Below are 20,966 nucleotides of genomic sequence, written 5' to 3'. Positions count from 1 at the left end.
GCAAGAAAGGTAAAACCATGAAACCGTATAATAAAAATAATATCACATTGGCAAAAGAACTTCGAAAAAATATGACAAAGGAAGAAAAAAAGCTGTGGTATGATTTTTTGCGGGAGTATCCCGTTCGGTTTCAACGACAGAAAGCGATAGGGGAATATATAGCGGATTTTTACTGTGCCAAAGCAGGTTTGATTGTGGAATTGGACGGAAGCGGTCATTTTGAGGATGCGCAAGCTTTAAAAGACCGGGTGCGTACAGAACGGCTGGAAGAAATGCATCTGACCGTTATCCGCTTTACAAATTTGGATGTTATTCGGAATTTTGAGGGTGTGTGTATGTATATTGATGAGATGGTAAAACGTCTCTCCCTCAGTCTCACTCCGTTCGACAGCTCCCTCGTCAGAGGGAGCCGATAAAAGCCTTCCTCCGGCGGAGGCGCGAACAGGAATCGCTTTCCCACAAAAAAGTATTCTCTAGGTGAAAAAACGAAGAAAAGGCTCTCTCTGACGAGGGAGCTGTCAGCCGTCAGGCTGACTGAGGGAGAGAAAAACAAAAGAAAGCTGGAAAAAATGAAACCATTTAAGTTAGAGCCATATTATAAAGAGATTATATGGGGCGTGGCGGACGCAGGGAGGCGCGTATTCGCCCCATTTATTAAAGTTAAGAGAAAGTTGGAAAAACATGAAACCATTTAAGTTAGAGCCATATTATAAAGAGGTTATATGGGGCGGCGCGTGCCTTAACAAAGTATACCAAAAACCCATCCCCTCTGCCCAAACGGGGGAGAGCTGGGAGGTTTCGGCACGTCCCGAAGGAATATCTTTTGTGGACGGTGTACCCTTTGATAAGTTTTATGCACAGCACAAAACCGAAATCTTAGGCGAAAATGCCCCCGAAGAATTTCCGCTCCTTTTAAAGCTGATTGATGCCAACGACCGTCTTTCGGTGCAGGTGCATCCCAAAGACCACGACTCCAAAACCGAAATGTGGTATATTTTAGACGCCGAAAAGGACGCGGAGCTTATCATGGGCTTTAAGAAAGATATTTCTAAAGAAGAATTAAAAGACCGCGCTGAGAGCGGGAATTTAGAAGAGGTTATGCACACCGTAAAAACCCATAAGGGAGATGCGTTTTTCATCCCAGCAGGGCTTGTGCATGCCATCGGCAAGGGGAATCTGATTTTAGAGGTTCAGCAAAGCTCGGACACCACATATCGTCTGTACGACTACAACCGCGGACGGGAAATTCATGTTGAGCAGGCCCTTGAATGCGCAGATTTAACCGCATTTAAGCCGTTCACCTTCCCCGAAGGCTGTCTTTCTAAATGTGAATTTTTTGACGTGGAAAAGGACAAGCTTCCCAAAACATTAAACGGCTTTGCAATTGTGTTTGCAAAGGACGGCACGGTGCAAATGGATGATATCCTTTTAAATAAGGGTGAGTTCGGCATTATTCCTGCCGAAGGTGAACCCGTAACCGTAAAGGGCGAAGGAGAATTTGTGTATGTCACATTGTAAAACAGCAGTTGTTACCGGTGCGGCAGGCGGAATCGGTGCAGAGGTGGCTTTAAGGCTCTCACAAATGGATTTTGACCGTCTGGTGCTGGTATATCACCAAAAAATGCCGGATATTTCCCAAATACAAAAAAACGGCAAGGAATGCATTTTATTCCAAGGGGATTTGGGGGACAGCAGTACCGTAAAAAAGCTGATGCAATCCTTAGACCGCCTGGATTTGCTGGTGCATTGTGCAGGGGTATCCCATTTTTCCCTTGCCTGCGATACCGATGATTCTGCATATCGCAAAGTGATGTCGGCGGACTTGGATTCTGCCTTTTATCTGGCGCGGGAAGCCAATAGCCTGCTCCTGAAATCCAAAGGCTCTGTGATTTTCATTTCCTCGGTGTGGGGCGTTTGCGGCGCTTCGTGCGAGAGTGTGTATTCTGCCGCCAAGGCAGGGGTGATTGGGTTTACCAAAGCCCTTTCCAAAGAGCTTGCGCCTATGGGCATCCGGGTAAATGCCATTGCACCCGGGGTTATTGATACGCCTATGATGGATTGCTTTTCGGAAGAGGACAAGCAGAATATAATAGAAGAAATTCCCTTAAACCGCATGGGTACAGGTGCCGATATTGCCGAAACGGTGGCGTATCTTGTAAATTGCACCTACATCACGGGTCAGACCCTCATCGTAGACGGCGGGTATATCGGATAGAGCAAAAAGAGGAAGAAGTTCCTCTTTTTTTGTTGTCTTTTGTAAAATCGTGTCGGGTTTTGAAAGGAATTTCTTCCTTATATAATATGCCCCCTGAAAATGGTGCAAAATTTTTTGAAAAAATTTTAAAAAAAGTATTGACAAGTTCCTAAAAATATAGTATGATATACGGGATGCAGTATGCATCAGTGTATATGCGTGGGGTTGGAACACCCGGACGCGTTGCACAAAAATATTAAGGAATGGAGGGAAATTCATGGCAGACGCTCAGAAAATCAGAATCAAAATCAAGGGTTACGATCATGCGCTTGTAGACCAGTCCGCAGAAAAAATTGTGGCAGCCGTTGAAAGAACAGGTGCTTCTGTTGCAGGTCCTATTCCGCTGCCTACTAAGAAGGAAATCATCACCATCTTAAGAGCGGTTCATAAGTATAAGGACTCCAGAGAACAGTTCGAAATGCGTACACACAAGAGATTGATTGACGTAATCGCGCCCAAGCCGAAGACAACTGAGGCATTAGGCAAACTCGATTTACCTGCCGGTATCAACGTTGAAATTAAGGTCATCTGACCGGTGCGGTAGTGGGTCATGTTCCCGATACGGGGGAACCAATAACCAATAAGGAGGAAAAAAGTAATGAAAAAAGCAATACTTGGCACAAAGCTTGGTATGACACAGCTTTTCGATGAAATGGGTAAAATTATCCCGGTTACTGTCATCGAAGCCGGTCCTTGCGTTGTTACCCAGAAGAAGACAACAGACAATGACGGTTACGAAGCTGTACAGTTGGGCTTCCAGGATAAAAAAGAGAAGCACACAAACAAGCCGGAAGAAGGTCACTTCAAGAAGGCAGGCGTAACAGCTAAAAGAGTTTTAAAAGAATTTAAATTGGAAACAGCGGCTGACATGAATGTTGGCGACGAAATCAAGGTAGACGCTTTCGCAGCAGGCGATAAGATCGACGTTACCGGTACTTCTAAGGGTCACGGTTACGCAGGTGCAATCAAGCGTCACGGTTTCTCCAGATTAAAGGAAACGCATGGTACAGGTCCTGTACACAGACATGCAGGTTCCATGGGTGCTTGCTCCAGCCCGTCTCGTGTATTCAAAGGTAAGAAATTGCCGGGTCACATGGGTGTGGACACCGTTACCATTCAGAATCTGGACGTTGTATCGGTTGATGTAGAAAAGAACCTGCTTTTGGTTCGCGGCGCTATTCCCGGACCTAAGGGCGGATTAGTAATAGTTAAAGACGCTGTTAAGGCGTAAGAATCAGGAAAGGAGGATTTATCGTGGCTAACGTAGCTTTATATAATATGGACGGCAAAGAAGTTGGTACTGTTGAACTTAACGACAGCGTTTTCGGTGTTGAAGTGAACAAAGCTGCTGTTTACGAAGTGGTTAAAAACTACCTCGCTAACCAGAGACAGGGCACACAGAGCACCAAAACCCGTGCAGAAGTTCGCGGCGGTGGCATTAAGCCCTGGAGACAAAAAGGTACCGGCAGAGCACGTCAGGGTTCCATCCGTTCTCCCCAGTGGACACACGGTGGTATCGCACTCGGCCCGAAGCCGAGAGATTACCGTTATGCGGTAAACAAGAAGATGAAGCAGCTCGCATTGAAGTCTGTTTTGTCCTCTAAAGTAGCAGAAGGTCAGATTAAGGTTGTTGATACCTTGGCACTTTCTGAAATCAAAACAAAGTCTGTTGTAGCTATGCTCAACGCTTTCGAAGCTAAAAAGGCAATCATTGTTACAGCTGATGCTGACAACACAATGGTTAAATCTGCAAGAAACATTCAGAACGTTGCAACCTCTTTCGTAGGTGCACTCAATGTTTATGAATTGCTCAAATACGAAAATCTTATCATCGCAAAGGATGCGGTTGAAAAATTACAGGAGGTGTACGCATAATGAATTTCCATGATATTATCAGAAAACCTATTATTTCCGAAACTTCTATGGAAGATATTGCGAACAAAAAGTACACCTTTGAAGTAGCAAAGACCGCTACTAAGGTTGACATCAAAATCGCAGTTGAACAGATTTTCGGCGTTCAGGTTGCAAATGTTAACACCATCAACTACATGGGTAAAACCAAGAGAATGGGCGTTCACGTTGGCAAAAGAGCTGACTGGAAAAAGGCAATCGTTACCTTAAAGCCCGACAGCAAGACCATCGAATTCTTCGACGGCATGGCTTAATGAAAAGTGAAGGAGTGAATTAAATGGCTATTAAAAAGTATAACCCGACTTCACCGGCAAGAAGACAGATGACCGTTTCAGCATTTGATGAAATTACAAAGAAGACTCCTGAAAAGAGCCTTTTGGAAACATTAAAGTCTAATGCCGGCAGAAATGCATACGGTAGAATCACTGTTCGTCACAGAGGCGGCGGTGTGAAAAGAAAATACAGAATCATCGACTTCAAGCGTAATGCAAAGCTCGATATTCCCGCTAAGGTTGTTGCAATCGAATACGATCCGAACAGAAGCGCAAACATCGCTCTGATTCAGTACGAAGATGGCGACAAGGCTTACATCTTAGCTCCGGTTGGCCTCAAAGTTGGCTACACCGTAGTAGCAGGCGCGTCTGCCGATATCAAACCCGGTAACGCACTTAAAATCAAAGATATCCCCGTTGGTACTTTGATTCACAACATCGAACTTATCCCCGGCCGTGGCGGTCAGCTGGTTCGTGCAGCAGGTAACTCCGCACAGCTCATGGCGAAAGAAGATAAGTACTCTCAGGTACGTCTTCCTTCCGGTGAAGTTCGTATGATTAGCCTCGAATGTATGGCAACTATCGGTCAGGTTGGTAACACCGACCACGAAAACATTACAATCGGTAAAGCAGGTAGAAAACGTCACATGGGCTTCCGTCCGACTGTTCGTGGTGTTGTAATGAACCCCTGCGACCATCCCCACGGTGGTGGTGAAGGTAAGTCTCCTATCGGTCGTCCGAGCCCTGTTACTCCCTGGGGTAAACCCGCTCTCGGTTACAAGACCAGACAGAAGAACAAAAAATCCGATATGTTTATCGTTAAAAAACGTAACGCAAAATAATGCGGCTTGAAATAGCTTGCATTTCCTAAGAATGGAGGTAACCTAATAATGGGTAGATCAGTTAAAAAAGGCCCTTATGTGGATGCCAAATTGTTGAAAAGAACAATGGAAATGAACGAATCCGGTGAAAAGAGAGTTTTAAAGACCTGGTCCAGAAGCTCCACAATCTTCCCGGAAATGATTGGTCACACCATCGCCGTTCATGATGGCAGAAAACATGTGCCGGTATATATCACAGACGATATGGTTGGACATAAGTTGGGCGAATTCGCTCCCACCAGAACCTACAAAGGTCACGCAGGTGCGAAAACCAGCAAATAATAAACTTTAGAACCGTTAAGGAAGGAGGTTGGCATAACAATGGAAGCAAAGGCAATCCTTCGTTATGCACGCATTTCACCCCGAAAAGTGAAAATCGTGATTGATTTAATCAGAAACAAGCCCGTCGGTGAAGCTATGGGTATCCTGAAGAATACACCGAAAGCGGCTTCTGAAATTCTTATAAAATTGTTAAACTCTGCAATCGCAAACGCTACTGCAAACCATAATATGGATGTTGAAAAGCTCTACGTTGCAGAAACCTATGCAAATCCCGGTCCGATTCTGAAAAGAATCATGCCCAGAGCACAGGGAAGAGCATTCAGAATTAAGAAGAGAACAAGCCATGTAACAATCGTTCTCAAGGAAATGGACAAATAATAAGGAGGTTAGAGTTATGGGTCAGAAAGTACATCCGCACGGTCTCAGAGTCGGCGTAATCAAAGACTGGGACTCCAAGTGGTACGCAGATTCCAAAAACTTCGGCGACAGCCTCGTAGAAGACTATAACATCAGAAAATATCTGAAAAAGGCTAACTACGATGCAGGCGTTGCTAAAATAGAAATTGAAAAGCCTTCCAGCAAGCTCAAAATCAAGATTTATGCTGCAAGACCGGCATTCATCATCGGTAAAAAGGGCGAAGGCATTGAAAAAGTTAGAGCAGAACTCACAAAGATGACCGGCAAAGCCGTTTCCATCGATGTTGTAGAAATCAAGCAGGTTGACCTTTGCGCTCAGTTGGTTGCTGAAAACATTGCACAGCAGCTCGAAAAGAGAATCTCTTTCCGTCGTGCTATGAAGCAGGCAATGGCAAGAACCACCAAAGCAGGCGCTATGGGTATCAAGTGCACATGCTCCGGCCGTTTGGGCGGTGCTGAAATCGCTAGAAGCGAGCACTATCATGAAGGTACAATTCCGCTGCAGACCATCCGTGCTGATATCGACTACGGTTTCGCAGAAGCAGATACCACATTCGGTAAAATCGGCGTAAAGACATGGATCTACAAAGGTGAAGTTCTTCCCGGCAAAAACGCAAAGAAAGGGGAGGCAAAATAATGTTATTACCTAAGAGAGTTAAATACAGAAGAGTAATGAGAGGTCGTATGACCGGTAAAGCATTACGCGGCAATACTGTAAGCTACGGTGATTTCGGTATCCAGGCTTTAGAGCCCGGTTGGATCACCTCTAACCAGATTGAAGCAGCCCGTATCGCTATGACACGTTACACCAAAAGAGGCGGTAAGGTTTGGATTAAAATCTTCCCGGATAAGCCGGTAACAGAAAAACCTGCTGAAACCCGAATGGGTTCCGGTAAAGGTTCTCCGGAATATTGGGTAGCAGTTGTTAAACCCGGCAGAGTTATGTTCGAGGTTGGCGGCGTTGCTGAAGAAGTAGCTCGTGAAGCGCTTCGTCTGGCTATTCACAAATTGCCCGTTAAATGCAAGATTGTTGCAAAAGAAGTTGCAGAAACGGAGGCTGACGCAGAATGAAGATTAATGAAGTAAGAAACTTATCTTATGAAGAATTGGGCACAAAGCTCAAGGATTTGAAGGCTGAACTTTTCAACTTGAGATTTCAGCATGCGACAAGCCAGTTGGATAACCCGATGCAGATTGTTGAAGTGAAAAAGTCCATCGCAAAGGTTAAGACTGTAATGCGTGAACTGGAATTGAAGGAAGCAAAATAATTTAATTTCCGTGAATCAGGAAAGGAGGACTCAAATTGTCTAATCGAGCATTCAGAAAGACAAGAGTAGGTAAGGTTGTTAGCGACAAAATGGACAAAACAATCGTTGTTGCCATTGTAGATAACGTTAAGCATCCTTTATATAGCAAAATCGTTAAGAGAACTTACAAGCTCAAGGCACATGATGAAGAAAATATCTGTGCAATCGGCGATACAGTTAAAGTTATGGAAACAAGACCGCTTTCCAAGGATAAGAGATGGCGTCTTGTAGAAATCGTTGAAAAAGCTCGCTAATTTAAGTTAGAGCAGGAAGGAGTAATAACCATGGTACAACAGCAGACACTGTTAAAGGTTGCAGACAACACCGGTGCCAAGGAACTGATGTGTATCCGCGTACTCGGCGGTACCAGAAGACGTTATGCAAATGTTGGCGACGTAGTTGTAGCTTCCGTTAAAAAAGCAACACCCGGCGGTGTTGTTAAAAAAGGTGACGTTGTAAAGGCCGTTATCGTTCGTTCGGTAAAAGGCGTTAGAAGAGCAGACGGCTCTTATATCAAGTTTGATGAAAACGCAGCAGTTATTATTAAAGAAGACAAAAACCCCAGAGGTAGCCGTATCTTCGGACCTGTTGCAAGAGAATTGAGAGATAAAGAATATATGAAAATATTGTCTTTAGCTCCCGAAGTATTATAAGGAGGTGCCGTAAATGAACAAGTTACACATTAAAAAAGGTGATACAGTTGTTGTTCTTTCCGGCAAGGACAAGGGTAAGAAGGGTAAAGTTTTGACCGTTCTCCCTAAGAAAGAAATGGCAATTGTTGAAGGCGTTGCAATGGCAACCAAGCACGTTAAACCGAGAAGACAGGGCGAAGAAGGCGGCATCATCCATCAGGAAGTTCCGGTTCGCATCTGCAAACTCATGCACGTTTGCTCTAAGTGCAATAAGCCTACAAGAATCGGTAGAAAAGTAATGGACGACGGTTCGATTGTTCGTTACTGCAAAAAGTGCAACGAATTGTTTGCAGACTAAGAACAGATGGAAGGAGGTCCTATAAATGGCTCGTCTTTATGACAAATATGTGAAAGAAGTTGCTCCCGCTTTGATGCAGAAGTTCGGCTACAAAAGCGTTATGCAAATTCCGAAGCTGGATAAAATCGTAATCAACATCGGTATCGGTGAAGCAAAAGAAAATGCTAAGGTTTTAGAATCCGCTGCAAGCGATTTGGAAATCATCACCGGTCAGAAGCCGCTTATCACCAAGGTTAAGAAGTCTGTTGCAAACTTCAAAATCAGAGAAGGTATGAACATTGGCTGCAAGGTAACCTTGAGAAATGAAAGAATGTATGAATTCCTGGATAAACTCTTCAACATCGCGCTTCCGCGTGTACGTGACTTCAGAGGTATCAACCCCGATTCCTTCGACGGCAGAGGTAACTATGCTTTGGGCCTTAAGGAACAGTTGATTTTCCCGGAAATCGAATATGATAAAATTGACAAAATCAGAGGTATGGACATCGTAGTGGTTACCACTGCAAATACCGATGAAGAAGCAAGAGAGCTGCTCACTCAGCTGGGTGCTCCCTATGCGCATGAATAAGGAGGAATAAATCTTGGCTAAAAAATCAATGATTATTAAACAGCAGAGAACTCCTAAGTTTTCAACCAGAGCATACACCAGATGCAAAATCTGCGGTAGACCTCACGCATACCTGCGTAAGTTCGGTATCTGCCGTATCTGCTTCAGAGAATTGGCTTACAAAGGTCAGATTCCGGGCGTTAAAAAGGCAAGCTGGTAAGCTTTAAGAGTAGGAATTCAAAACACACGCTATTAATTTAGGCGAAGGAGGTTAAAGTTATGCATATTACCGATCCGGTTGCAGATATGCTTACTCGTATCAGAAACGCGAACGACGCGAAGCACGAAACAGTTGAAGTACCTTGCTCCAAAATGAAAAAGGCAATCGCTCAGATTCTCCTGGATGAAGGTTACATCAAAGCTTTCGACGTTGTAGAAGATACAAAGCAGGGTATGATTAAAATTACCTTGAAATATGGTGCAAACAAACAGAAGGTTATCTCCGGTTTGAAGAGAGTTTCCAAGCCCGGTCTTAGAATCTATTCTTCCAAGGAAGACCTCCCGAGGGTACTCAGAGGTATGGGTATTGCCATTATCTCCACATCCAAGGGTATTATGACAGATAAGGAAGCTCGCAAGAACAATGTGGGCGGTGAAGTTTTAGCATTCGTATGGTAATGCTTGATAAACAGACTAAGGAGGTGTAACAATGTCCAGAATTGGTAGAATGCCTATCGCAATTCCCCAGGGCGTTGATGTAAAACTCGCTGGTAATCACATTACTGTTAAAGGTCCTAAAGGTACCTTGGAACGTGACCTTCATGTAGATATGATCGTAAAAGTTGAAGGCGCAGAAATCACAGTTGCAAGACCCAGCGAAGCTAAAAATCATAAATCTTTGCACGGTTTAACCCGTACACTCATCAATAACATGATTATCGGTGTAACCGAAGGTTATTCCAAGACATTGGAAGTTAACGGTGTAGGTTACAGAGCAGCAAAAGCAGGTAACAAAATTACCTTGAACCTTGGCTACTCTCATCCGGTAGAAATCTTCGAAACAGATACCATCAAAGTTGACGTTCCGAACCCCAACTTGCTCGTAATCTCCGGCTGCGACAAGCAGGAAGTTGGCGAATACGCTGCAAAGGTACGCGAAAAGAGACTGCCTGAACCGTATAAAGGCAAGGGTATCAAGTACGCTGATGAAGTTATCAGACGTAAAGAAGGTAAGACAGGTAAGAAATAATTTCGCCTGAATCATTCCAGAAAGGAGCACAATCGTAATGATTAAAAAGACTGCAAGCAGTGTTGCAAGAATTGCAAGACACAAAAGAGTCAGAAAGAACATCTCCGGTACTGCTGAAAGACCGAGACTTTCTGTTTTCCGCAGCAATAAACATATGTATGCACAGATTATCGACGATGTAAATCGTGTAACCTTGTGCGCAGCATCCACATTGGAAGCCGGCTTTGATGGCGAAGTAAGCGGTAACGCTGAAGCTGCAAAGCAGGTTGGCCTTATGATTGCGAAAAAAGCAGAAGAAAAAGGAATCAAGAATGTCGTATTCGACAGAGGCGGTTTCGTTTATCATGGCAGAGTAAAAGAATTAGCAGAGGGCGCCCGTGAAGGCGGTCTGGAATTCTAATAGGAGGTTGAATTATGGCTGATTTTAACACAAACGGTGTTGAATTAAAAGAAAGACTGGTTCATGTTAACCGCGTTGCCAAGGTTGTAAAGGGTGGTAGAAACTTCCGTTTCAGCGCATTGGTAGTTGTAGGTGACGAAAACGGCCACGTTGGCTGCGGAACCGGTAAGGCAGCAGAAATTCCGGAAGCTATCCGTAAGGCGATCGACGACGCTAAGAAGAACATGGTTTCTGTTGCAATCAATGGCACCACCATCACCCATGAAATCATCGGTGAATACGGTGCAGGCAGAGTATTGTTAAAGCCCGCAGCACCCGGTACCGGCGTTATCGCTGGTGGCCCGACCCGTGCGGTTATCGAACTCGCCGGCATCAAGGATATCAGAACAAAGTCTCTTCGTTCCAACAATCCTAAGAACATGGTTGGCGCTACAATCCAGGGCTTGGCAGATCTTAAGGTAGCAGCTGAAGTTGCTGAATTAAGAGGCAAGACTGTTGAAGAAATTTTAGGTTAATTTTAATAGGAGGAAGTAAGATGGCACAGTTGAAGATTACACTTACAAAGAGCCTGATTGGTCGTAAGCAGGACCAGATCGCAACTGCAAAAGCTTTGGGTTTGAAGAAAATCAGAAGCACAGTTGAACATGAGGCTACTCCTCAGATTTTAGGTATGGTGAACAAAATTTCTCACCTTGTATCAGTAGAGGAAACAAAATAAAGGGAGGTGTATCACATGAAATTAAGCGAAATGTCCCCGGTACCCGGCTCTGTTAAAGAAAACTACCGTAAAGGTCGCGGTCACGCTTCCGGTAACGGTACACAGGCAGGTCGCGGTCATAAAGGTCAGAAAGCCCGCACAGGCGGCGGCGTACGTCCCGGCTTTGAAGGCGGTCAGATGCCCTTATACAGAAGATTGCCTAAGCGCGGTTTTAAAAATATTTTCGCAAAGGAATATGTAGAAGTAAATGTTTCTGCATTTGAAGTATTCGAAAACAACACAGAAGTTGATGCAAAGCTCTTGAAAGACAAAGGCATCATCAAGAAGGTGTGTGACGGAATTGTAGTTCTCGGCAATGGCGAAATTTCGAAGAAGATTATTGTAAAGGCTGCAAAATTCACTGCATCTGCAAAAGCTAAGATTGAAACAGCCGGCGGAAAGGCTGAGGTGGTTAAATAATGTTTCAGACTTTAGTGAATGCATGGAAAATTCCGGATCTTCGTAAGAAGATTTTGTACACACTCTTGCTCCTGATTGTTTTCCGCTTCGGTTCTGTTATCCCGGTTCCGGGTCTCAGTGCTGATGCGATGGCAGAGCTTGCAAACAGCTCCAACACACTGTTTGGTTTCTTTAACAACATCAGTGGCGGTGCGTTTGCAAATGCAACCATTTTTGCAATGAGCATTTCTCCGTATATCAACAGCTCCATTATCATGAACCTGTTGACTGTTGCAATCCCTGCTTTGGAACGTCTTTCCAAGGAAGGCGAAGAAGGCAAGAAAAAGATTGCACAGTACACAAGATACGGTACAGTTATTTTGGCATTCATTCAGGCTGCAGGCCTTTATGCAATGCTTCAGGGCGGTGTAACCAACCCCGGTGTACTGTCCTTCATCACCATCACAGTTACATTTACTGCAGGTACTGCATTCTTAATGTGGCTGGGTGAAAAGATTACAGAAAAGGGAATCGGTAACGGTATCTCCATCTTAATCTTTGTAGGTATCATCGCACGTGTTCCGGATGGCTTGAATGCACTCTGGAGCTACATGGCAGGTAAACAGTTCGATATCATGAGCATTATCATGGTTTTGGTTGTTCTGGTATTTGCACTGCTCATCATCGGCTTCGTTGTATTCATCAACGATGGCGAAAGAAGAATCCCGGTTCAGTATGCTAAGCGCGTACAGGGCAGAAAAATGTATGGCGGTCAGTCCACACATATTCCGCTCAAGGTTTGCCTGGCAGGTGTTATTCCGATTATTTTCGCAATGTCTATCCTGTCTTTCCCGCAGACCATTGCAACCATGTTGGGTAAAAATCCCACAAGCGGATTCTGGTACGGCTTCTTAAGCATTTTCCAGCAGGACAGCTGGGTATACGCTGTTTTGTATTTCTTGCTTATCATCTTCTTTACCTATTTCTATACCTCGATTCAGTTCAATCCTATAGAAATGGCAAACAACATGAAAGCAAACGGCGGTTTCGTTCCGGGTCTTCGTCCCGGCAAACCTACCTCCGATTACATCCAGAAGGTACTTAACAAAGTAACCTTAATCGGTGCATTCGCACTGGCAATCGTTGCTTTGGTTCCGGTTATTGCAGGTATGTTCTCATCCCTCGCACTCAACATCGGTGGTACTTCTGTATTGATCGTAGTAAGCGTTGCACTGGAAACTGTAAAGCAGCTGGAATCTCAGATGCTTATGCGTCACTACAAAGGCTTTTTAGAATAAGACAGAACAGAGAGGGGCCATACAACCATGAAAATCATTATGTTAGGTGCACCGGGTGCCGGTAAAGGGACTTTAGCGGCGCAGATTTCGGAAGAATTAAAGGTGCCCACAATATCGACAGGATTTATTATCCGTCAGGCAATCGCAGCAAACTCCGAACTGGGTAAGCTTGCGAAGGATTTCATTGACAAAGGTCAATTGGTACCCGACGATGTAATCATCAAAATTCTTTTCCATCGAATTGAAGAGGATGATTGCAAAAACGGATTCATCTTAGATGGATTTCCCCGCACCATTCCGCAAGCCGAAGCGCTTGTGGAACACGGTGTTGAAATTGATAAAGTGCTGAGCATTGAAATTGCCGATCAGGTTATCTTAGAAAGACTTCTTGGCAGACGTGAATGCTCAAAATGCGGAAGAACCTATCATCTGGTTCACAATCCGCCAAAAAGTCAAGGCGTTTGCGACGAGGACGGGGCAGAGCTTATCACCCGTAAAGACGACAACGTTGAGACTATTTTAAGCAGACTTGAGGTATATCATAAGCAGACTGAGCCCCTGATTCAGTTTTACGAAAAAGCAGGCATCCTGCGTTATGTAAAATCCAGGGCAAATGTGGAAACTACCACCAAAGAGGCTATGAAAGCACTGGAGGCGTAAACAATGATTATTGTTAAATCCACAAAGGAAGTTGAACTTATGACGGTGGCCGGCAGAATCACCGGGGAGGTTTTACAGCTTTTAAAAGAGCATGTAAAACCCGGTGTTACCACCAAGGAGTTGGACGAAATTGCAGAGAAATTCATCCGCAAGAACGGTGCGACCCCTACCTTTAAAGGATATGCCGGCTTTCCCGCAAGTATTTGCGCATCCGTAAATCATCAGGTCATCCACGGAATTCCAAGCCATAAAACCGTGTTGCAAGAGGGCGACATCATCTCCGTCGATGTTGGCGCCTGCTACAAGGGCTATAATGGCGACGCGGCAAGAACCTTTGCCGTGGGGAACATTTCTTCCGAGGCAAAACGCCTGATTGATGTTACTGAGCAATCCTTCTTTGAAGGAATAAAATTCTGCTATGAAAACGCCAGAGTTTCTGACATTTCCCATGCCGTTCAGACTTGCGCAGAAAACGCAGGCTACGGTGTGGTCAGAGAATTTGTGGGGCATGGCGTGGGAGCAGAGCTTCATGAAAGCCCCGAAATCCCAAACTTCGGTAAACCCGGTCGTGGTGCACGCCTGATTGCCGGAATGACGTTGGCAATTGAACCTATGATAAACATGGGGGATTACAGAGTTAAAACTTTGTCTGACGGATGGACGGTGGAAACTTTGGACGGCTGCTTGTCGGCGCATTACGAAAATACAGTGCTGATCACGAAAGGTGAACCGAGATTACTCACGTTAACTGAAAATTCTTAGAGGTGATTTTGTTTGGAAATTTACCCCGGAGCAGTCGTCGTATCTACGGCAGGCAGGGATAAAGACAGATACTTTGCGGTCCTTTCGGTTGAAAACGGATATGCATATCTGGCCGACGGAAAGGTGCGAAAAGTGGATATGCCGAAAAAGAAAAAAATGAAACATCTCCAAGTTACTGCATTTTTTCTGGATCACATAGCTGAAAAGTTACAAACAGAACAAACAGTTACAAACTCGATGCTTCGGAAAGCGATTTCCGAATTGGAACAAGTATGAAGATGTGAAAAAGGAGGGTATATTCATGGCAAAAGACGATGTTTTAGAATTGGACGGCAAAGTTGTTGAAGCTATGCCGAATGCCACTTTTAAAGTAGAGCTTGAAAACGGACACGTGGTTGTTGCACACTTGGCAGGAAAGCTTCGTATGAATTTCATCCGAATCCTTCCGGGTGATAAGGTGAAACTGGAAATGTCTCCTTATGACTTAACCAAGGGCAGAATCACATGGCGTGCAAAGTAAAATAAAATCAAAACGTAACAATTTAGATTGCTTTATATAGCAAGAGATGGAGGTTTATTATGAAAGTTAGACCGTCTGTTAAACCTATTTGCGAAAAATGCAAAATCATTAAGCGCAAAGGGAATGTAATGGTAATTTGTGAAAATCCGAAGCATAAGCAGAAGCAAGGCTAATAAAAGGGAGGTGCTTTCGAAATGGCAAGAATTGCAGGTGTTGACTTACCCCGCGAAAAGAGAGTTGAAATCGGTTTGACCTATATCTACGGTATCGGTCAGAGCACAGCAAAGGACATCCTCGAAAAGACAGGCATTAACCCGGATACCCGTGTTAAAGACCTGACCGAAGATGATGTTTCCAAACTGCGTGACGCGATTGACGGCTACACCGTAGAAGGTGACCTGAGAAGACAGGTTGCTCTCGACATCAAACGTTTGATGGAAATCGGTTGCTATCGCGGCTTAAGACATAGAAGAGGCCTTCCTGTTAGAGGTCAGAGAACAAAGACCAACGCGAGAACAAGAAAAGGTCCTAAAAAGACAATCGCAAACAAGAAGAAGTAAAGGAGGGTGTAATTAAATGGCTAAAACTGCTACCAAAAAAACCGTCAGAAGACGTAAGGAAAAGAAACATATTGAAAAAGGCGCAGTGCATATTAACTCCACCTTTAACAATACCATCATAACCATTACCGATACACAGGGTAACGCAATTTCTTGGGCAAGCGCAGGCGAACTGGGCTTCAGAGGTTCTAAGAAATCTACTCCTTTTGCTGCACAGTCCGCTGCTGAAAAAGCCGCTGAAGCTGCAAAGGAACACGGCCTTAAGAGTGTTGAAGTATATGTAAAAGGACCTGGTGCAGGTCGTGAAGCTGCTATCCGTGCATTGCAGGCAGTAGGCTTGGAAGTTAGCATGATTAAAGACGTAACTCCTATCCCGCACAACGGATGCAGACCGCCCAAGAGAAGAAGAGTTTGATTCTTTGGCGCGAATAATTATGAGGGGTCGCATGTGCGACCGATATTGAAACGGAGGTTAAGTTTATGGCAAGAAATATGCAGCCTGTATTGAAAAGATGCCGTACTTTAGGTATTGAGCCGACCGTGATGGGTGTAGATAAGAAATCTAACAGAAACCCGAAGCCTGGCAGAAAAAAACAGAGCGAATACGGTATGCAGCTGACTGAAAAGCAGAAGGTAAAGTTCATTTACGGTATGCTTGAAAAGCAGTTCAGAAAATACTATGTAATGGCAACCAAGAGAGACGGTATTACCGGTGAAATGCTTCTCCAGATTTTGGAATCCAGACTGGATAACGTTGTATTCAGAATGGGTCTTGCAAACACCAGAAGAGAAGCTCGCCAGATTGTAAACCATGGTCACATTTTAGTAAACGGTAAGAGAGTAGACATTCCGTCCTACCTCGTAAAGCCCGGTGAAGTGATCTCTGTAAAAGAAAAATCCAAGAATTCCGATCATATGAAGGAAATTGTTGAAACAAACGCATCCAGAGTCGTACCGAAGTGGATCGAAATGGACAAAGAAGCAATGGTAGGTAAAGTTGTTGCTTTGGCACAGAGAGATGACATCGACTACGACGTTCAGGAACACTTAATCGTTGAATTGTATTCTAAATAATAACAAGTGTTTTGATTTCGTATTATTTTTCAGGAATCGACCAGCCCTATCGTATTAGGGCAAGAAGGAGGTTATTATGATAGAAATTCAAAAGCCGAAGATTGAGTGCGTAGAATTATCGGAAGACGGCAGATACGGTAAATTTACCGTAGAACCCTTAGAAAGAGGTTACGGAATTACCATTGGTAACTCCCTGAGAAGAACACTCCTTTCTTCATTGCCGGGTGCAGCTGCTTCTTTTGTAAAAATTAACGGTGTTCAGCATGAATTCTCCACAGTTCCGGGCGTAAAGGAAGATGTGGTTGAAATTATCCTGAACCTGAAAAGCTTACAGGTTAAATTGCACGGACAAGGCCCGAAGATGGTATACATCGATGCAAGCGGTAAGGGCGAAGTGAAAGCAGGGGACATCAAATGCGATGCCAATGTGGAAATTTTAAACCCCGACCTGCACATTGCAACCTTGAACGAAGATGCAAACCTGAACATGGAAATCACTTTGACCACCGGTCGCGGTTTCGTTTCTGCAGAAAAGAACCGCGCGGACAGCCAGTACTTAGTTGCTGACGTAATTCCGGTAGACTCCATCTACACACCGGTTGAAAAAGTAAATTTCTATGTGGAAAACACCCGCGTAGGCGGTCAGACCGACTATGACAAGCTCAGCCTGGAGGTAACCACAAACGGTACCACCTCGCCGGACGACGCAGTCAGCCTTGCGGCTAAAATCCTTATTGAACATCTGGAATTGTTCATGAACCTTTCCGAAAGCGCTGCAAACACAGAAGTGCTTGTAAACAAGCCGGACGCAAAGGGCAACGAAGTTCTGAAGATGACCATCGAAGAACTGGATTTGTCTGTTCGTTCCTACAACTGCTTGAAGCGTGCAGGTGTTCATACTGTTGAGGACTTGGCAAGCAAGACCGAAGAAGACATGATGCGTGTTCGTAACCTTGGCAGAAAGTCTTTGGAGGAAGTGCTCCAGAAGATGGAAAGCTTAGGTTTATCATTACAAAAAGAAGAAGACGAATAAGATTTGATTATTTGTCTTAAACCTTAAGACCTTGAAAGAAAAGGAGGTATTTTCATGCCGGGAACAAGAAAGCTCGGACGTGCAACCGCACACAGAAAGGCAATGCTCAGAAGCCTTACCACATCCCTTTTGGAAAACGGTAAGATGGTAACAACCGTTGAGCGTGCAAAGGAAGTTCGTTGCATGGCTGAAAAAATGATTACATTGGGCAAAAAGAATACACTTCACACCAGAAGACAGGCACTGGCTTACATCACCAGCGAAGATGTTGTAACCAAGCTGTTTACTGAAATTGCCCCCAAATATGCAGACAGAAACGGTGGATACACAAGAATCATTAAGATGGCACCCAGACGCGGTGACTGTGCATCCCAGGCAATCATTGAACTCGTTTAATGCATAATCAAAGGACCCTTTTTAAGGGTCCTTTTTTGTGCAGAAAATAATAGATATTTTTCATGAAACTGCTTGACAATGCATACCGAAAGATGTATAATATAATTACTATTATTGTATAATTGAAGAAATATACATTTTTAGTAAAAAAGAATAATATGTCTGAAAAACAGACACGAAAGAGGAATGAATATGCAGAAAAAAAGCTTGCTCGGACTCCTTCTTTTGCTTATTGTTCTCATCATCACATCAGGCGTTGCCGTTTTTGCTGCGGATGCCGAAACCGGTGAACTTTACATACATAAACAACAAGCTGAGAACGGTATTGTTGAAGTGAATATGTATATAAAAAATGCTCGCTTTATGGGTATCCAGAGTGTGCTTAGGTATGATCCGGCTGTTTGGACTCCCGTTGATGCAGAAGGAAATCCTGCAACTGAATTTGAGGATTTTGCAGAGCAGAAGGCATCGGTTTTTACGCCCATAGGTCTTTCTTTATACGCTGAAAAGGGGTGCTTTGGCTGTACACTGTTTATCATGCCCGGAACAAAAGGCGAAGGCATTAATGATAAAGGGGAATATGTAGTAGGCGAAGACGGCATTGAACTTTACACATTCCGGTTCAAAAAGATTGCCGATGGCGATCCCAAGCTGGAAATTGCAGTGAAAGATGATGTTAAGCCTTATCTTCTTGCGTTGCCTGACGGGCTGCTTTGTATGAGCTACGATGCAGAGAATACGATGCATGTTTACATTTATGATGAGAAACCTGCAGAAGAACCTGAAGTTTTTGTGTACGGCACCTATGAAGAACCACCTGAAATGACTAAGAAAACAAGAAAAACAGATGTGGTTTGCTTACTGGTAGGCAACAGTACCACCATTGTAAAAGGCAAAAAAACGCAAATAGATGCAGAAAACAGAAACGTAGTACCTTATATTGAAAATGACCGTACCTATGTGCCTTTAAGATTTGTTTCGGAAGCCTTTGGCGCTGAAGTTATCTGGGAAGAGGGTATGGACGGATGCATTGTTAAAAAGGATGACGTTACAATAGAGCTGACCTTTAATTCCACCACCTTTAAGGTGAACGGAGAGACGGTTGAAAGCGACGTACCCATTCAGTTAAAGCATGACAGAACCATGGTTCCTGTGCGGTTTGTAACCGAAAACTTAGGCTGTAATGTGTACTGGAACGAAAAGAACGAAGCAGTGGTTATCGCACCCGAAAAAAATCCGTGGATTGCAGACAGACGAGCAGAAATTGATGCTTTAAACGAAATGCTTCTCACAATAATTGGTATTTTATAAAAATAAAATATATAAAGTGATAAAAAAGGAGATGAACGGGAATGAAAAAATTAATTCTCATGGCTTTGGTAGTGGTAATGGTTATGTCTATGGCAGTTTTTGCCTCGGCAGAAACTACTGCATATCAGCCAGACAACAACGGTAAATACACCGTAACCTACAATGTAGGCGAAGCAAACAAAAATGAAATGTACGGCTTTGTAGTTATCAAAGGTACAGACGTAATTGATCTGGACAACATCGACGATTATGTGTATATCGACCAGGCAACAGCAGACGAAAACGGTAACATTACCTTTGCAAACTTCGGTTTGAAGGGCGCGCTTCCGTCTGACGATGCTTTTGTAGAAAGCACAGCTTATATCGGTGGTAAGGGCTTTGATGGCGCTGAAAACATCGGTGTGCTGGTGGCAGATTCGGGTTGTGTTGTAACCGGTGCCGTAACCGATACCAACAATCCCAGAACGGCAACCGTTACCTTTAAAGATGCACAGGATGTAACTGTAGCAACCGCACAGGCAACCAATGGTGCATTTTCTGTTGAAGTCGGTGAAGGTACATACACTGTTGTATTTACCAAGGGTGGCAGCTTGAGCCATACCTATACCGGTGTTGTTGTTGATGGGGATGAGGTGCTTAAGACCGTAAATATGGGTCCGCTTGCAGGTAATATTAACGGTATTGGCGGAATCAACCTGGCTGACCTTTCTATTCTGACAGTGGATTATGAGCAGAGTGAATTGGCTAATGAGTATGCAGATATCAACAACATTGGCGGCGTTAATTTGACCGACTTGGCTATTTTGGCGCAAAACTATGAAAATGTCAATGTTTCTGAGGCGTACGCAAACTGATTTTAAATGCACAAATTAAAAAACATGCAAAAAAGGCTCTTTTTGGAGAGCCTTTTTGTTATTCTGAGGCGAAGTGGCAGTGGTGCTTAACCAAATCGAAGATTTGGACAGAAGCCTATAGAATCTCGATTTTTGTGGATGATAAACATAGTACAAACTTGGAGAACTTTCCGTTGCGCTTTATTTTTAAAGCAGGCAATAAGTCAACTTTTAACAACAAATAGTTAATTTTAAACAAAAATGCTTTAAAATTAGTGTTGCAACAGGGGGAGAGGTATGGTATAATTATTATGCTATGAACTCTTAATTTCAATCGGGCAGATCCATGATGCCCAAAAAAACAGAAGGACAGCTTTAAAAGTTCCGTTTTTTCTTTCTGTGAGAAGGGATAACCTGCCCGGAAACAGCGAAAGAAAAGATTGTTGTGTTCCTGACCAGAACGCAGGTGAGGTTTTAAAGTGAAAATCGACCTAACCAATCGGTTTTTGAATTCTAAGGCTCAGAGAAATCTGGGCAAAATGTTCGGCGTTATAATAAATAGTGTAGGACAACCGGAATTGTTATACTAAATAAAAGTAACCCGAACGAGAAATAGGGAGGATCAAATTTTATGAAAATTTGTAAGCAAATTTTGAGCACAGTGCTTGTATTGGCAATGATGCTCAGTTTCGTTAGTGTCATGGCAGTAAGTGCAGAAACCACTGCAGCTGTATCCTTTGACATTTACGAAGAAACTGTCGATGAAGCTGCAGGCGTAAACACTTTGGTGTTTAAAGCAACAGTTCCGGCAGGCAGATACACTACATGCGGTTTGTTGTTCTCTTTTGACAAC

General features: G+C 43.8%; 38 protein-coding genes. All 38 read left to right on the top strand.

Annotated elements, in window-relative coordinates; genetic code table 11:
* Positions 1 to 17 precede the first annotated feature (17 nt).
* Entirely contained in the window at positions 18 to 416 is a 399-nt protein-coding gene (locus IJE10_06590) for an endonuclease domain-containing protein (GenBank protein ID MBQ2967768.1), read from the top strand.
* Between the two features lie 265 nt (positions 417 to 681).
* The gene (locus tag IJE10_06585) at positions 682 to 1,518 is read left to right on the top strand and encodes a class I mannose-6-phosphate isomerase (GenBank protein ID MBQ2967767.1); all 837 of its coding nucleotides are present in this window, start codon (positions 682 to 684) and stop codon (positions 1,516 to 1,518) included.
* Entirely contained in the window at positions 1,505 to 2,215 is a 711-nt protein-coding gene (locus tag IJE10_06580; protein MBQ2967766.1) for an SDR family oxidoreductase, read from the top strand. Before IJE10_06585 ends, IJE10_06580 begins: the two co-directional genes overlap by 14 nt.
* 256 nt (positions 2,216 to 2,471) lie before the next feature.
* The gene (rpsJ, locus tag IJE10_06575) at positions 2,472 to 2,786 is read left to right on the top strand and encodes a 30S ribosomal protein S10 (protein MBQ2967765.1); all 315 of its coding nucleotides are present in this window, start codon (positions 2,472 to 2,474) and stop codon (positions 2,784 to 2,786) included.
* Between the two features lie 66 nt (positions 2,787 to 2,852).
* Positions 2,853 to 3,485 (top strand): 50S ribosomal protein L3, encoded by a 633-nt coding sequence (rplC, locus tag IJE10_06570; protein ID MBQ2967764.1) that lies wholly within the window; start codon positions 2,853 to 2,855, stop codon positions 3,483 to 3,485.
* Positions 3,486 to 3,508: 23 nt separating this feature from the next.
* Positions 3,509 to 4,129, top strand: a complete 621-nt coding sequence (rplD, locus tag IJE10_06565) for a 50S ribosomal protein L4 (GenBank protein ID MBQ2967763.1) — start codon at positions 3,509 to 3,511, stop codon at positions 4,127 to 4,129.
* Positions 4,129 to 4,419, top strand: coding sequence for a 50S ribosomal protein L23 (gene rplW, locus IJE10_06560; GenBank protein MBQ2967762.1), 291 nt, complete (start codon positions 4,129 to 4,131; stop codon positions 4,417 to 4,419). Before rplD ends, rplW begins: the two co-directional genes overlap by 1 nt.
* A 23-nt stretch (positions 4,420 to 4,442) precedes the next feature.
* Positions 4,443 to 5,279, top strand: coding sequence for a 50S ribosomal protein L2 (rplB, locus tag IJE10_06555; protein ID MBQ2967761.1), 837 nt, complete (start codon positions 4,443 to 4,445; stop codon positions 5,277 to 5,279).
* A 48-nt stretch (positions 5,280 to 5,327) separates the two neighbouring features.
* A complete protein-coding gene (rpsS, locus tag IJE10_06550; protein ID MBQ2967760.1) occupies positions 5,328 to 5,600 on the top strand; it encodes a 30S ribosomal protein S19 in 273 nt (90 codons plus the stop codon).
* A 39-nt stretch (positions 5,601 to 5,639) separates the two neighbouring features.
* On the top strand, positions 5,640 to 5,978 hold the full coding sequence (gene rplV, locus IJE10_06545) for a 50S ribosomal protein L22 (protein ID MBQ2967759.1): 339 nt from the start codon (positions 5,640 to 5,642) through the stop codon (positions 5,976 to 5,978).
* 16 nt (positions 5,979 to 5,994) lie between these two features.
* Positions 5,995 to 6,654, top strand: a complete 660-nt coding sequence (gene rpsC, locus IJE10_06540; GenBank protein MBQ2967758.1) for a 30S ribosomal protein S3 — start codon at positions 5,995 to 5,997, stop codon at positions 6,652 to 6,654.
* Positions 6,654 to 7,088, top strand: coding sequence for a 50S ribosomal protein L16 (gene rplP / locus IJE10_06535; GenBank protein MBQ2967757.1), 435 nt, complete (start codon positions 6,654 to 6,656; stop codon positions 7,086 to 7,088). Before rpsC ends, rplP begins: the two co-directional genes overlap by 1 nt.
* Positions 7,085 to 7,285 carry a 50S ribosomal protein L29 gene (gene rpmC / locus IJE10_06530; GenBank protein ID MBQ2967756.1) on the top strand — a complete coding sequence of 67 codons (201 nt, stop codon included), beginning with the start codon at positions 7,085 to 7,087 and terminating at the stop codon, positions 7,283 to 7,285. Before rplP ends, rpmC begins: the two co-directional genes overlap by 4 nt.
* A 35-nt stretch (positions 7,286 to 7,320) precedes the next feature.
* Positions 7,321 to 7,578 carry a 30S ribosomal protein S17 gene (gene rpsQ / locus IJE10_06525; GenBank protein ID MBQ2967755.1) on the top strand — a complete coding sequence of 86 codons (258 nt, stop codon included), beginning with the start codon at positions 7,321 to 7,323 and terminating at the stop codon, positions 7,576 to 7,578.
* 30 nt (positions 7,579 to 7,608) lie between these two features.
* A complete protein-coding gene (gene rplN, locus IJE10_06520; GenBank protein ID MBQ2967754.1) occupies positions 7,609 to 7,977 on the top strand; it encodes a 50S ribosomal protein L14 in 369 nt (122 codons plus the stop codon).
* 13 nt (positions 7,978 to 7,990) lie between these two features.
* Entirely contained in the window at positions 7,991 to 8,314 is a 324-nt protein-coding gene (rplX, locus tag IJE10_06515; GenBank protein MBQ2967753.1) for a 50S ribosomal protein L24, read from the top strand.
* 25 nt (positions 8,315 to 8,339) lie between these two features.
* On the top strand, positions 8,340 to 8,882 hold the full coding sequence (rplE, locus tag IJE10_06510) for a 50S ribosomal protein L5 (protein ID MBQ2967752.1): 543 nt from the start codon (positions 8,340 to 8,342) through the stop codon (positions 8,880 to 8,882).
* A gap of 13 nt (positions 8,883 to 8,895) precedes the next feature.
* Entirely contained in the window at positions 8,896 to 9,081 is a 186-nt protein-coding gene (locus tag IJE10_06505) for a type Z 30S ribosomal protein S14 (GenBank protein MBQ2967751.1), read from the top strand.
* 59 nt (positions 9,082 to 9,140) lie between these two features.
* Positions 9,141 to 9,539: a 30S ribosomal protein S8 gene (gene rpsH / locus IJE10_06500; GenBank protein MBQ2967750.1), complete on the top strand. Its 399-nt coding sequence runs from the start codon at positions 9,141 to 9,143 to the stop codon at positions 9,537 to 9,539.
* 31 nt (positions 9,540 to 9,570) lie between these two features.
* Complete coding sequence (gene rplF, locus IJE10_06495; protein ID MBQ2967749.1) at positions 9,571 to 10,110, top strand: 50S ribosomal protein L6; 540 nt, start codon at positions 9,571 to 9,573, stop codon at positions 10,108 to 10,110.
* A 37-nt stretch (positions 10,111 to 10,147) separates the two neighbouring features.
* On the top strand, positions 10,148 to 10,510 hold the full coding sequence (gene rplR / locus IJE10_06490) for a 50S ribosomal protein L18 (protein ID MBQ2967748.1): 363 nt from the start codon (positions 10,148 to 10,150) through the stop codon (positions 10,508 to 10,510).
* 14 nt (positions 10,511 to 10,524) lie between these two features.
* Positions 10,525 to 11,025: a 30S ribosomal protein S5 gene (rpsE, locus tag IJE10_06485; protein ID MBQ2967747.1), complete on the top strand. Its 501-nt coding sequence runs from the start codon at positions 10,525 to 10,527 to the stop codon at positions 11,023 to 11,025.
* A 20-nt stretch (positions 11,026 to 11,045) separates the two neighbouring features.
* Entirely contained in the window at positions 11,046 to 11,228 is a 183-nt protein-coding gene (rpmD, locus tag IJE10_06480) for a 50S ribosomal protein L30 (protein MBQ2967746.1), read from the top strand.
* Between the two features lie 15 nt (positions 11,229 to 11,243).
* Positions 11,244 to 11,687, top strand: a complete 444-nt coding sequence (gene rplO / locus IJE10_06475; protein MBQ2967745.1) for a 50S ribosomal protein L15 — start codon at positions 11,244 to 11,246, stop codon at positions 11,685 to 11,687.
* A complete protein-coding gene (gene secY, locus IJE10_06470; GenBank protein ID MBQ2967744.1) occupies positions 11,687 to 12,964 on the top strand; it encodes a preprotein translocase subunit SecY in 1,278 nt (425 codons plus the stop codon). Before rplO ends, secY begins: the two co-directional genes overlap by 1 nt.
* A 27-nt stretch (positions 12,965 to 12,991) precedes the next feature.
* Entirely contained in the window at positions 12,992 to 13,624 is a 633-nt protein-coding gene (locus IJE10_06465) for an adenylate kinase (protein MBQ2967743.1), read from the top strand.
* A 3-nt stretch (positions 13,625 to 13,627) separates the two neighbouring features.
* Positions 13,628 to 14,386 carry a type I methionyl aminopeptidase gene (gene map, locus IJE10_06460; protein ID MBQ2967742.1) on the top strand — a complete coding sequence of 253 codons (759 nt, stop codon included), beginning with the start codon at positions 13,628 to 13,630 and terminating at the stop codon, positions 14,384 to 14,386.
* 12 nt (positions 14,387 to 14,398) lie between these two features.
* Positions 14,399 to 14,662, top strand: coding sequence for a KOW domain-containing RNA-binding protein (locus IJE10_06455; protein MBQ2967741.1), 264 nt, complete (start codon positions 14,399 to 14,401; stop codon positions 14,660 to 14,662).
* A 25-nt stretch (positions 14,663 to 14,687) separates the two neighbouring features.
* Positions 14,688 to 14,906, top strand: coding sequence for a translation initiation factor IF-1 (gene infA, locus IJE10_06450; GenBank protein MBQ2967740.1), 219 nt, complete (start codon positions 14,688 to 14,690; stop codon positions 14,904 to 14,906).
* A gap of 59 nt (positions 14,907 to 14,965) precedes the next feature.
* Positions 14,966 to 15,079 carry a 50S ribosomal protein L36 gene (gene rpmJ, locus IJE10_06445; GenBank protein ID MBQ2967739.1) on the top strand — a complete coding sequence of 38 codons (114 nt, stop codon included), beginning with the start codon at positions 14,966 to 14,968 and terminating at the stop codon, positions 15,077 to 15,079.
* A 21-nt stretch (positions 15,080 to 15,100) separates the two neighbouring features.
* Positions 15,101 to 15,466: a 30S ribosomal protein S13 gene (gene rpsM / locus IJE10_06440; protein ID MBQ2967738.1), complete on the top strand. Its 366-nt coding sequence runs from the start codon at positions 15,101 to 15,103 to the stop codon at positions 15,464 to 15,466.
* A gap of 16 nt (positions 15,467 to 15,482) precedes the next feature.
* The gene (rpsK, locus tag IJE10_06435; protein MBQ2967737.1) at positions 15,483 to 15,881 is read left to right on the top strand and encodes a 30S ribosomal protein S11; all 399 of its coding nucleotides are present in this window, start codon (positions 15,483 to 15,485) and stop codon (positions 15,879 to 15,881) included.
* A gap of 65 nt (positions 15,882 to 15,946) precedes the next feature.
* Positions 15,947 to 16,540: a 30S ribosomal protein S4 gene (rpsD, locus tag IJE10_06430; protein MBQ2967736.1), complete on the top strand. Its 594-nt coding sequence runs from the start codon at positions 15,947 to 15,949 to the stop codon at positions 16,538 to 16,540.
* A 76-nt stretch (positions 16,541 to 16,616) separates the two neighbouring features.
* Positions 16,617 to 17,573 (top strand): DNA-directed RNA polymerase subunit alpha, encoded by a 957-nt coding sequence (locus IJE10_06425; protein ID MBQ2967735.1) that lies wholly within the window; start codon positions 16,617 to 16,619, stop codon positions 17,571 to 17,573.
* Between the two features lie 54 nt (positions 17,574 to 17,627).
* Entirely contained in the window at positions 17,628 to 17,969 is a 342-nt protein-coding gene (rplQ, locus tag IJE10_06420) for a 50S ribosomal protein L17 (GenBank protein MBQ2967734.1), read from the top strand.
* Between the two features lie 192 nt (positions 17,970 to 18,161).
* A complete protein-coding gene (locus IJE10_06415; protein MBQ2967733.1) occupies positions 18,162 to 19,280 on the top strand; it encodes a copper amine oxidase N-terminal domain-containing protein in 1,119 nt (372 codons plus the stop codon).
* A gap of 41 nt (positions 19,281 to 19,321) precedes the next feature.
* A complete protein-coding gene (locus tag IJE10_06410; protein ID MBQ2967732.1) occupies positions 19,322 to 20,134 on the top strand; it encodes a carboxypeptidase regulatory-like domain-containing protein in 813 nt (270 codons plus the stop codon).
* A 610-nt stretch (positions 20,135 to 20,744) separates the two neighbouring features.
* A partial coding sequence (locus IJE10_06405; protein MBQ2967731.1) for a hypothetical protein occupies positions 20,745 to 20,966 on the top strand: 222 nt, incomplete at its 3' end.

The organism is Clostridia bacterium, assembly GCA_017410375.1.
Lineage (GTDB): Bacteria > Bacillota > Clostridia > RGIG6154 > RGIG6154 > RGIG6154.
The sequence above is the reverse complement of the archived record's forward strand: the minus strand, read 5'-3'. Positions and strand labels throughout refer to the sequence as shown.

Excerpts from the sequence above, each read along its gene's own strand:
- rpsD (MBQ2967736.1), top strand. The coding sequence starts at position 15,947 with ATGGCAAGAAATATGCAGCCTGTATTGAAAAGATGCCGTACTTTAGGT.
- rpmC (MBQ2967756.1), top strand. The coding sequence starts at position 7,085 with ATGAAGATTAATGAAGTAAGAAACTTATCTTATGAAGAATTGGGCACA.
- IJE10_06410 (MBQ2967732.1), top strand. The coding sequence starts at position 19,322 with ATGAAAAAATTAATTCTCATGGCTTTGGTAGTGGTAATGGTTATGTCT.
- rplQ (MBQ2967734.1), top strand. The coding sequence starts at position 17,628 with ATGCCGGGAACAAGAAAGCTCGGACGTGCAACCGCACACAGAAAGGCA.
- rplP (MBQ2967757.1), top strand. The coding sequence starts at position 6,654 with ATGTTATTACCTAAGAGAGTTAAATACAGAAGAGTAATGAGAGGTCGT.
- IJE10_06585 (MBQ2967767.1), top strand. The coding sequence starts at position 682 with ATGAAACCATTTAAGTTAGAGCCATATTATAAAGAGGTTATATGGGGC.
- rplO (MBQ2967745.1), top strand. The coding sequence starts at position 11,244 with ATGAAATTAAGCGAAATGTCCCCGGTACCCGGCTCTGTTAAAGAAAAC.
- rpsC (MBQ2967758.1), top strand. The coding sequence starts at position 5,995 with ATGGGTCAGAAAGTACATCCGCACGGTCTCAGAGTCGGCGTAATCAAA.
- rpsS (MBQ2967760.1), top strand. The coding sequence starts at position 5,328 with ATGGGTAGATCAGTTAAAAAAGGCCCTTATGTGGATGCCAAATTGTTG.
- IJE10_06580 (MBQ2967766.1), top strand. The coding sequence starts at position 1,505 with ATGTCACATTGTAAAACAGCAGTTGTTACCGGTGCGGCAGGCGGAATC.
- IJE10_06425 (MBQ2967735.1), top strand. The coding sequence starts at position 16,617 with ATGATAGAAATTCAAAAGCCGAAGATTGAGTGCGTAGAATTATCGGAA.
- rplB (MBQ2967761.1), top strand. The coding sequence starts at position 4,443 with ATGGCTATTAAAAAGTATAACCCGACTTCACCGGCAAGAAGACAGATG.
- IJE10_06590 (MBQ2967768.1), top strand. The coding sequence starts at position 18 with ATGAAACCGTATAATAAAAATAATATCACATTGGCAAAAGAACTTCGA.
- secY (MBQ2967744.1), top strand. The coding sequence starts at position 11,687 with ATGTTTCAGACTTTAGTGAATGCATGGAAAATTCCGGATCTTCGTAAG.
- rplW (MBQ2967762.1), top strand. The coding sequence starts at position 4,129 with ATGAATTTCCATGATATTATCAGAAAACCTATTATTTCCGAAACTTCT.
- map (MBQ2967742.1), top strand. The coding sequence starts at position 13,628 with ATGATTATTGTTAAATCCACAAAGGAAGTTGAACTTATGACGGTGGCC.
- rplN (MBQ2967754.1), top strand. The coding sequence starts at position 7,609 with ATGGTACAACAGCAGACACTGTTAAAGGTTGCAGACAACACCGGTGCC.
- rplV (MBQ2967759.1), top strand. The coding sequence starts at position 5,640 with ATGGAAGCAAAGGCAATCCTTCGTTATGCACGCATTTCACCCCGAAAA.
- rpsE (MBQ2967747.1), top strand. The coding sequence starts at position 10,525 with ATGGCTGATTTTAACACAAACGGTGTTGAATTAAAAGAAAGACTGGTT.
- IJE10_06465 (MBQ2967743.1), top strand. The coding sequence starts at position 12,992 with ATGAAAATCATTATGTTAGGTGCACCGGGTGCCGGTAAAGGGACTTTA.
- rpmD (MBQ2967746.1), top strand. The coding sequence starts at position 11,046 with ATGGCACAGTTGAAGATTACACTTACAAAGAGCCTGATTGGTCGTAAG.
- rpsH (MBQ2967750.1), top strand. The coding sequence starts at position 9,141 with ATGCATATTACCGATCCGGTTGCAGATATGCTTACTCGTATCAGAAAC.
- infA (MBQ2967740.1), top strand. The coding sequence starts at position 14,688 with ATGGCAAAAGACGATGTTTTAGAATTGGACGGCAAAGTTGTTGAAGCT.
- rpsJ (MBQ2967765.1), top strand. The coding sequence starts at position 2,472 with ATGGCAGACGCTCAGAAAATCAGAATCAAAATCAAGGGTTACGATCAT.
- rplC (MBQ2967764.1), top strand. The coding sequence starts at position 2,853 with ATGAAAAAAGCAATACTTGGCACAAAGCTTGGTATGACACAGCTTTTC.
- rpsM (MBQ2967738.1), top strand. The coding sequence starts at position 15,101 with ATGGCAAGAATTGCAGGTGTTGACTTACCCCGCGAAAAGAGAGTTGAA.
- rplX (MBQ2967753.1), top strand. The coding sequence starts at position 7,991 with ATGAACAAGTTACACATTAAAAAAGGTGATACAGTTGTTGTTCTTTCC.
- rpmJ (MBQ2967739.1), top strand. The coding sequence starts at position 14,966 with ATGAAAGTTAGACCGTCTGTTAAACCTATTTGCGAAAAATGCAAAATC.
- rpsK (MBQ2967737.1), top strand. The coding sequence starts at position 15,483 with ATGGCTAAAACTGCTACCAAAAAAACCGTCAGAAGACGTAAGGAAAAG.
- rplR (MBQ2967748.1), top strand. The coding sequence starts at position 10,148 with ATGATTAAAAAGACTGCAAGCAGTGTTGCAAGAATTGCAAGACACAAA.
- rplF (MBQ2967749.1), top strand. The coding sequence starts at position 9,571 with ATGTCCAGAATTGGTAGAATGCCTATCGCAATTCCCCAGGGCGTTGAT.
- rplE (MBQ2967752.1), top strand. The coding sequence starts at position 8,340 with ATGGCTCGTCTTTATGACAAATATGTGAAAGAAGTTGCTCCCGCTTTG.
- IJE10_06415 (MBQ2967733.1), top strand. The coding sequence starts at position 18,162 with ATGCAGAAAAAAAGCTTGCTCGGACTCCTTCTTTTGCTTATTGTTCTC.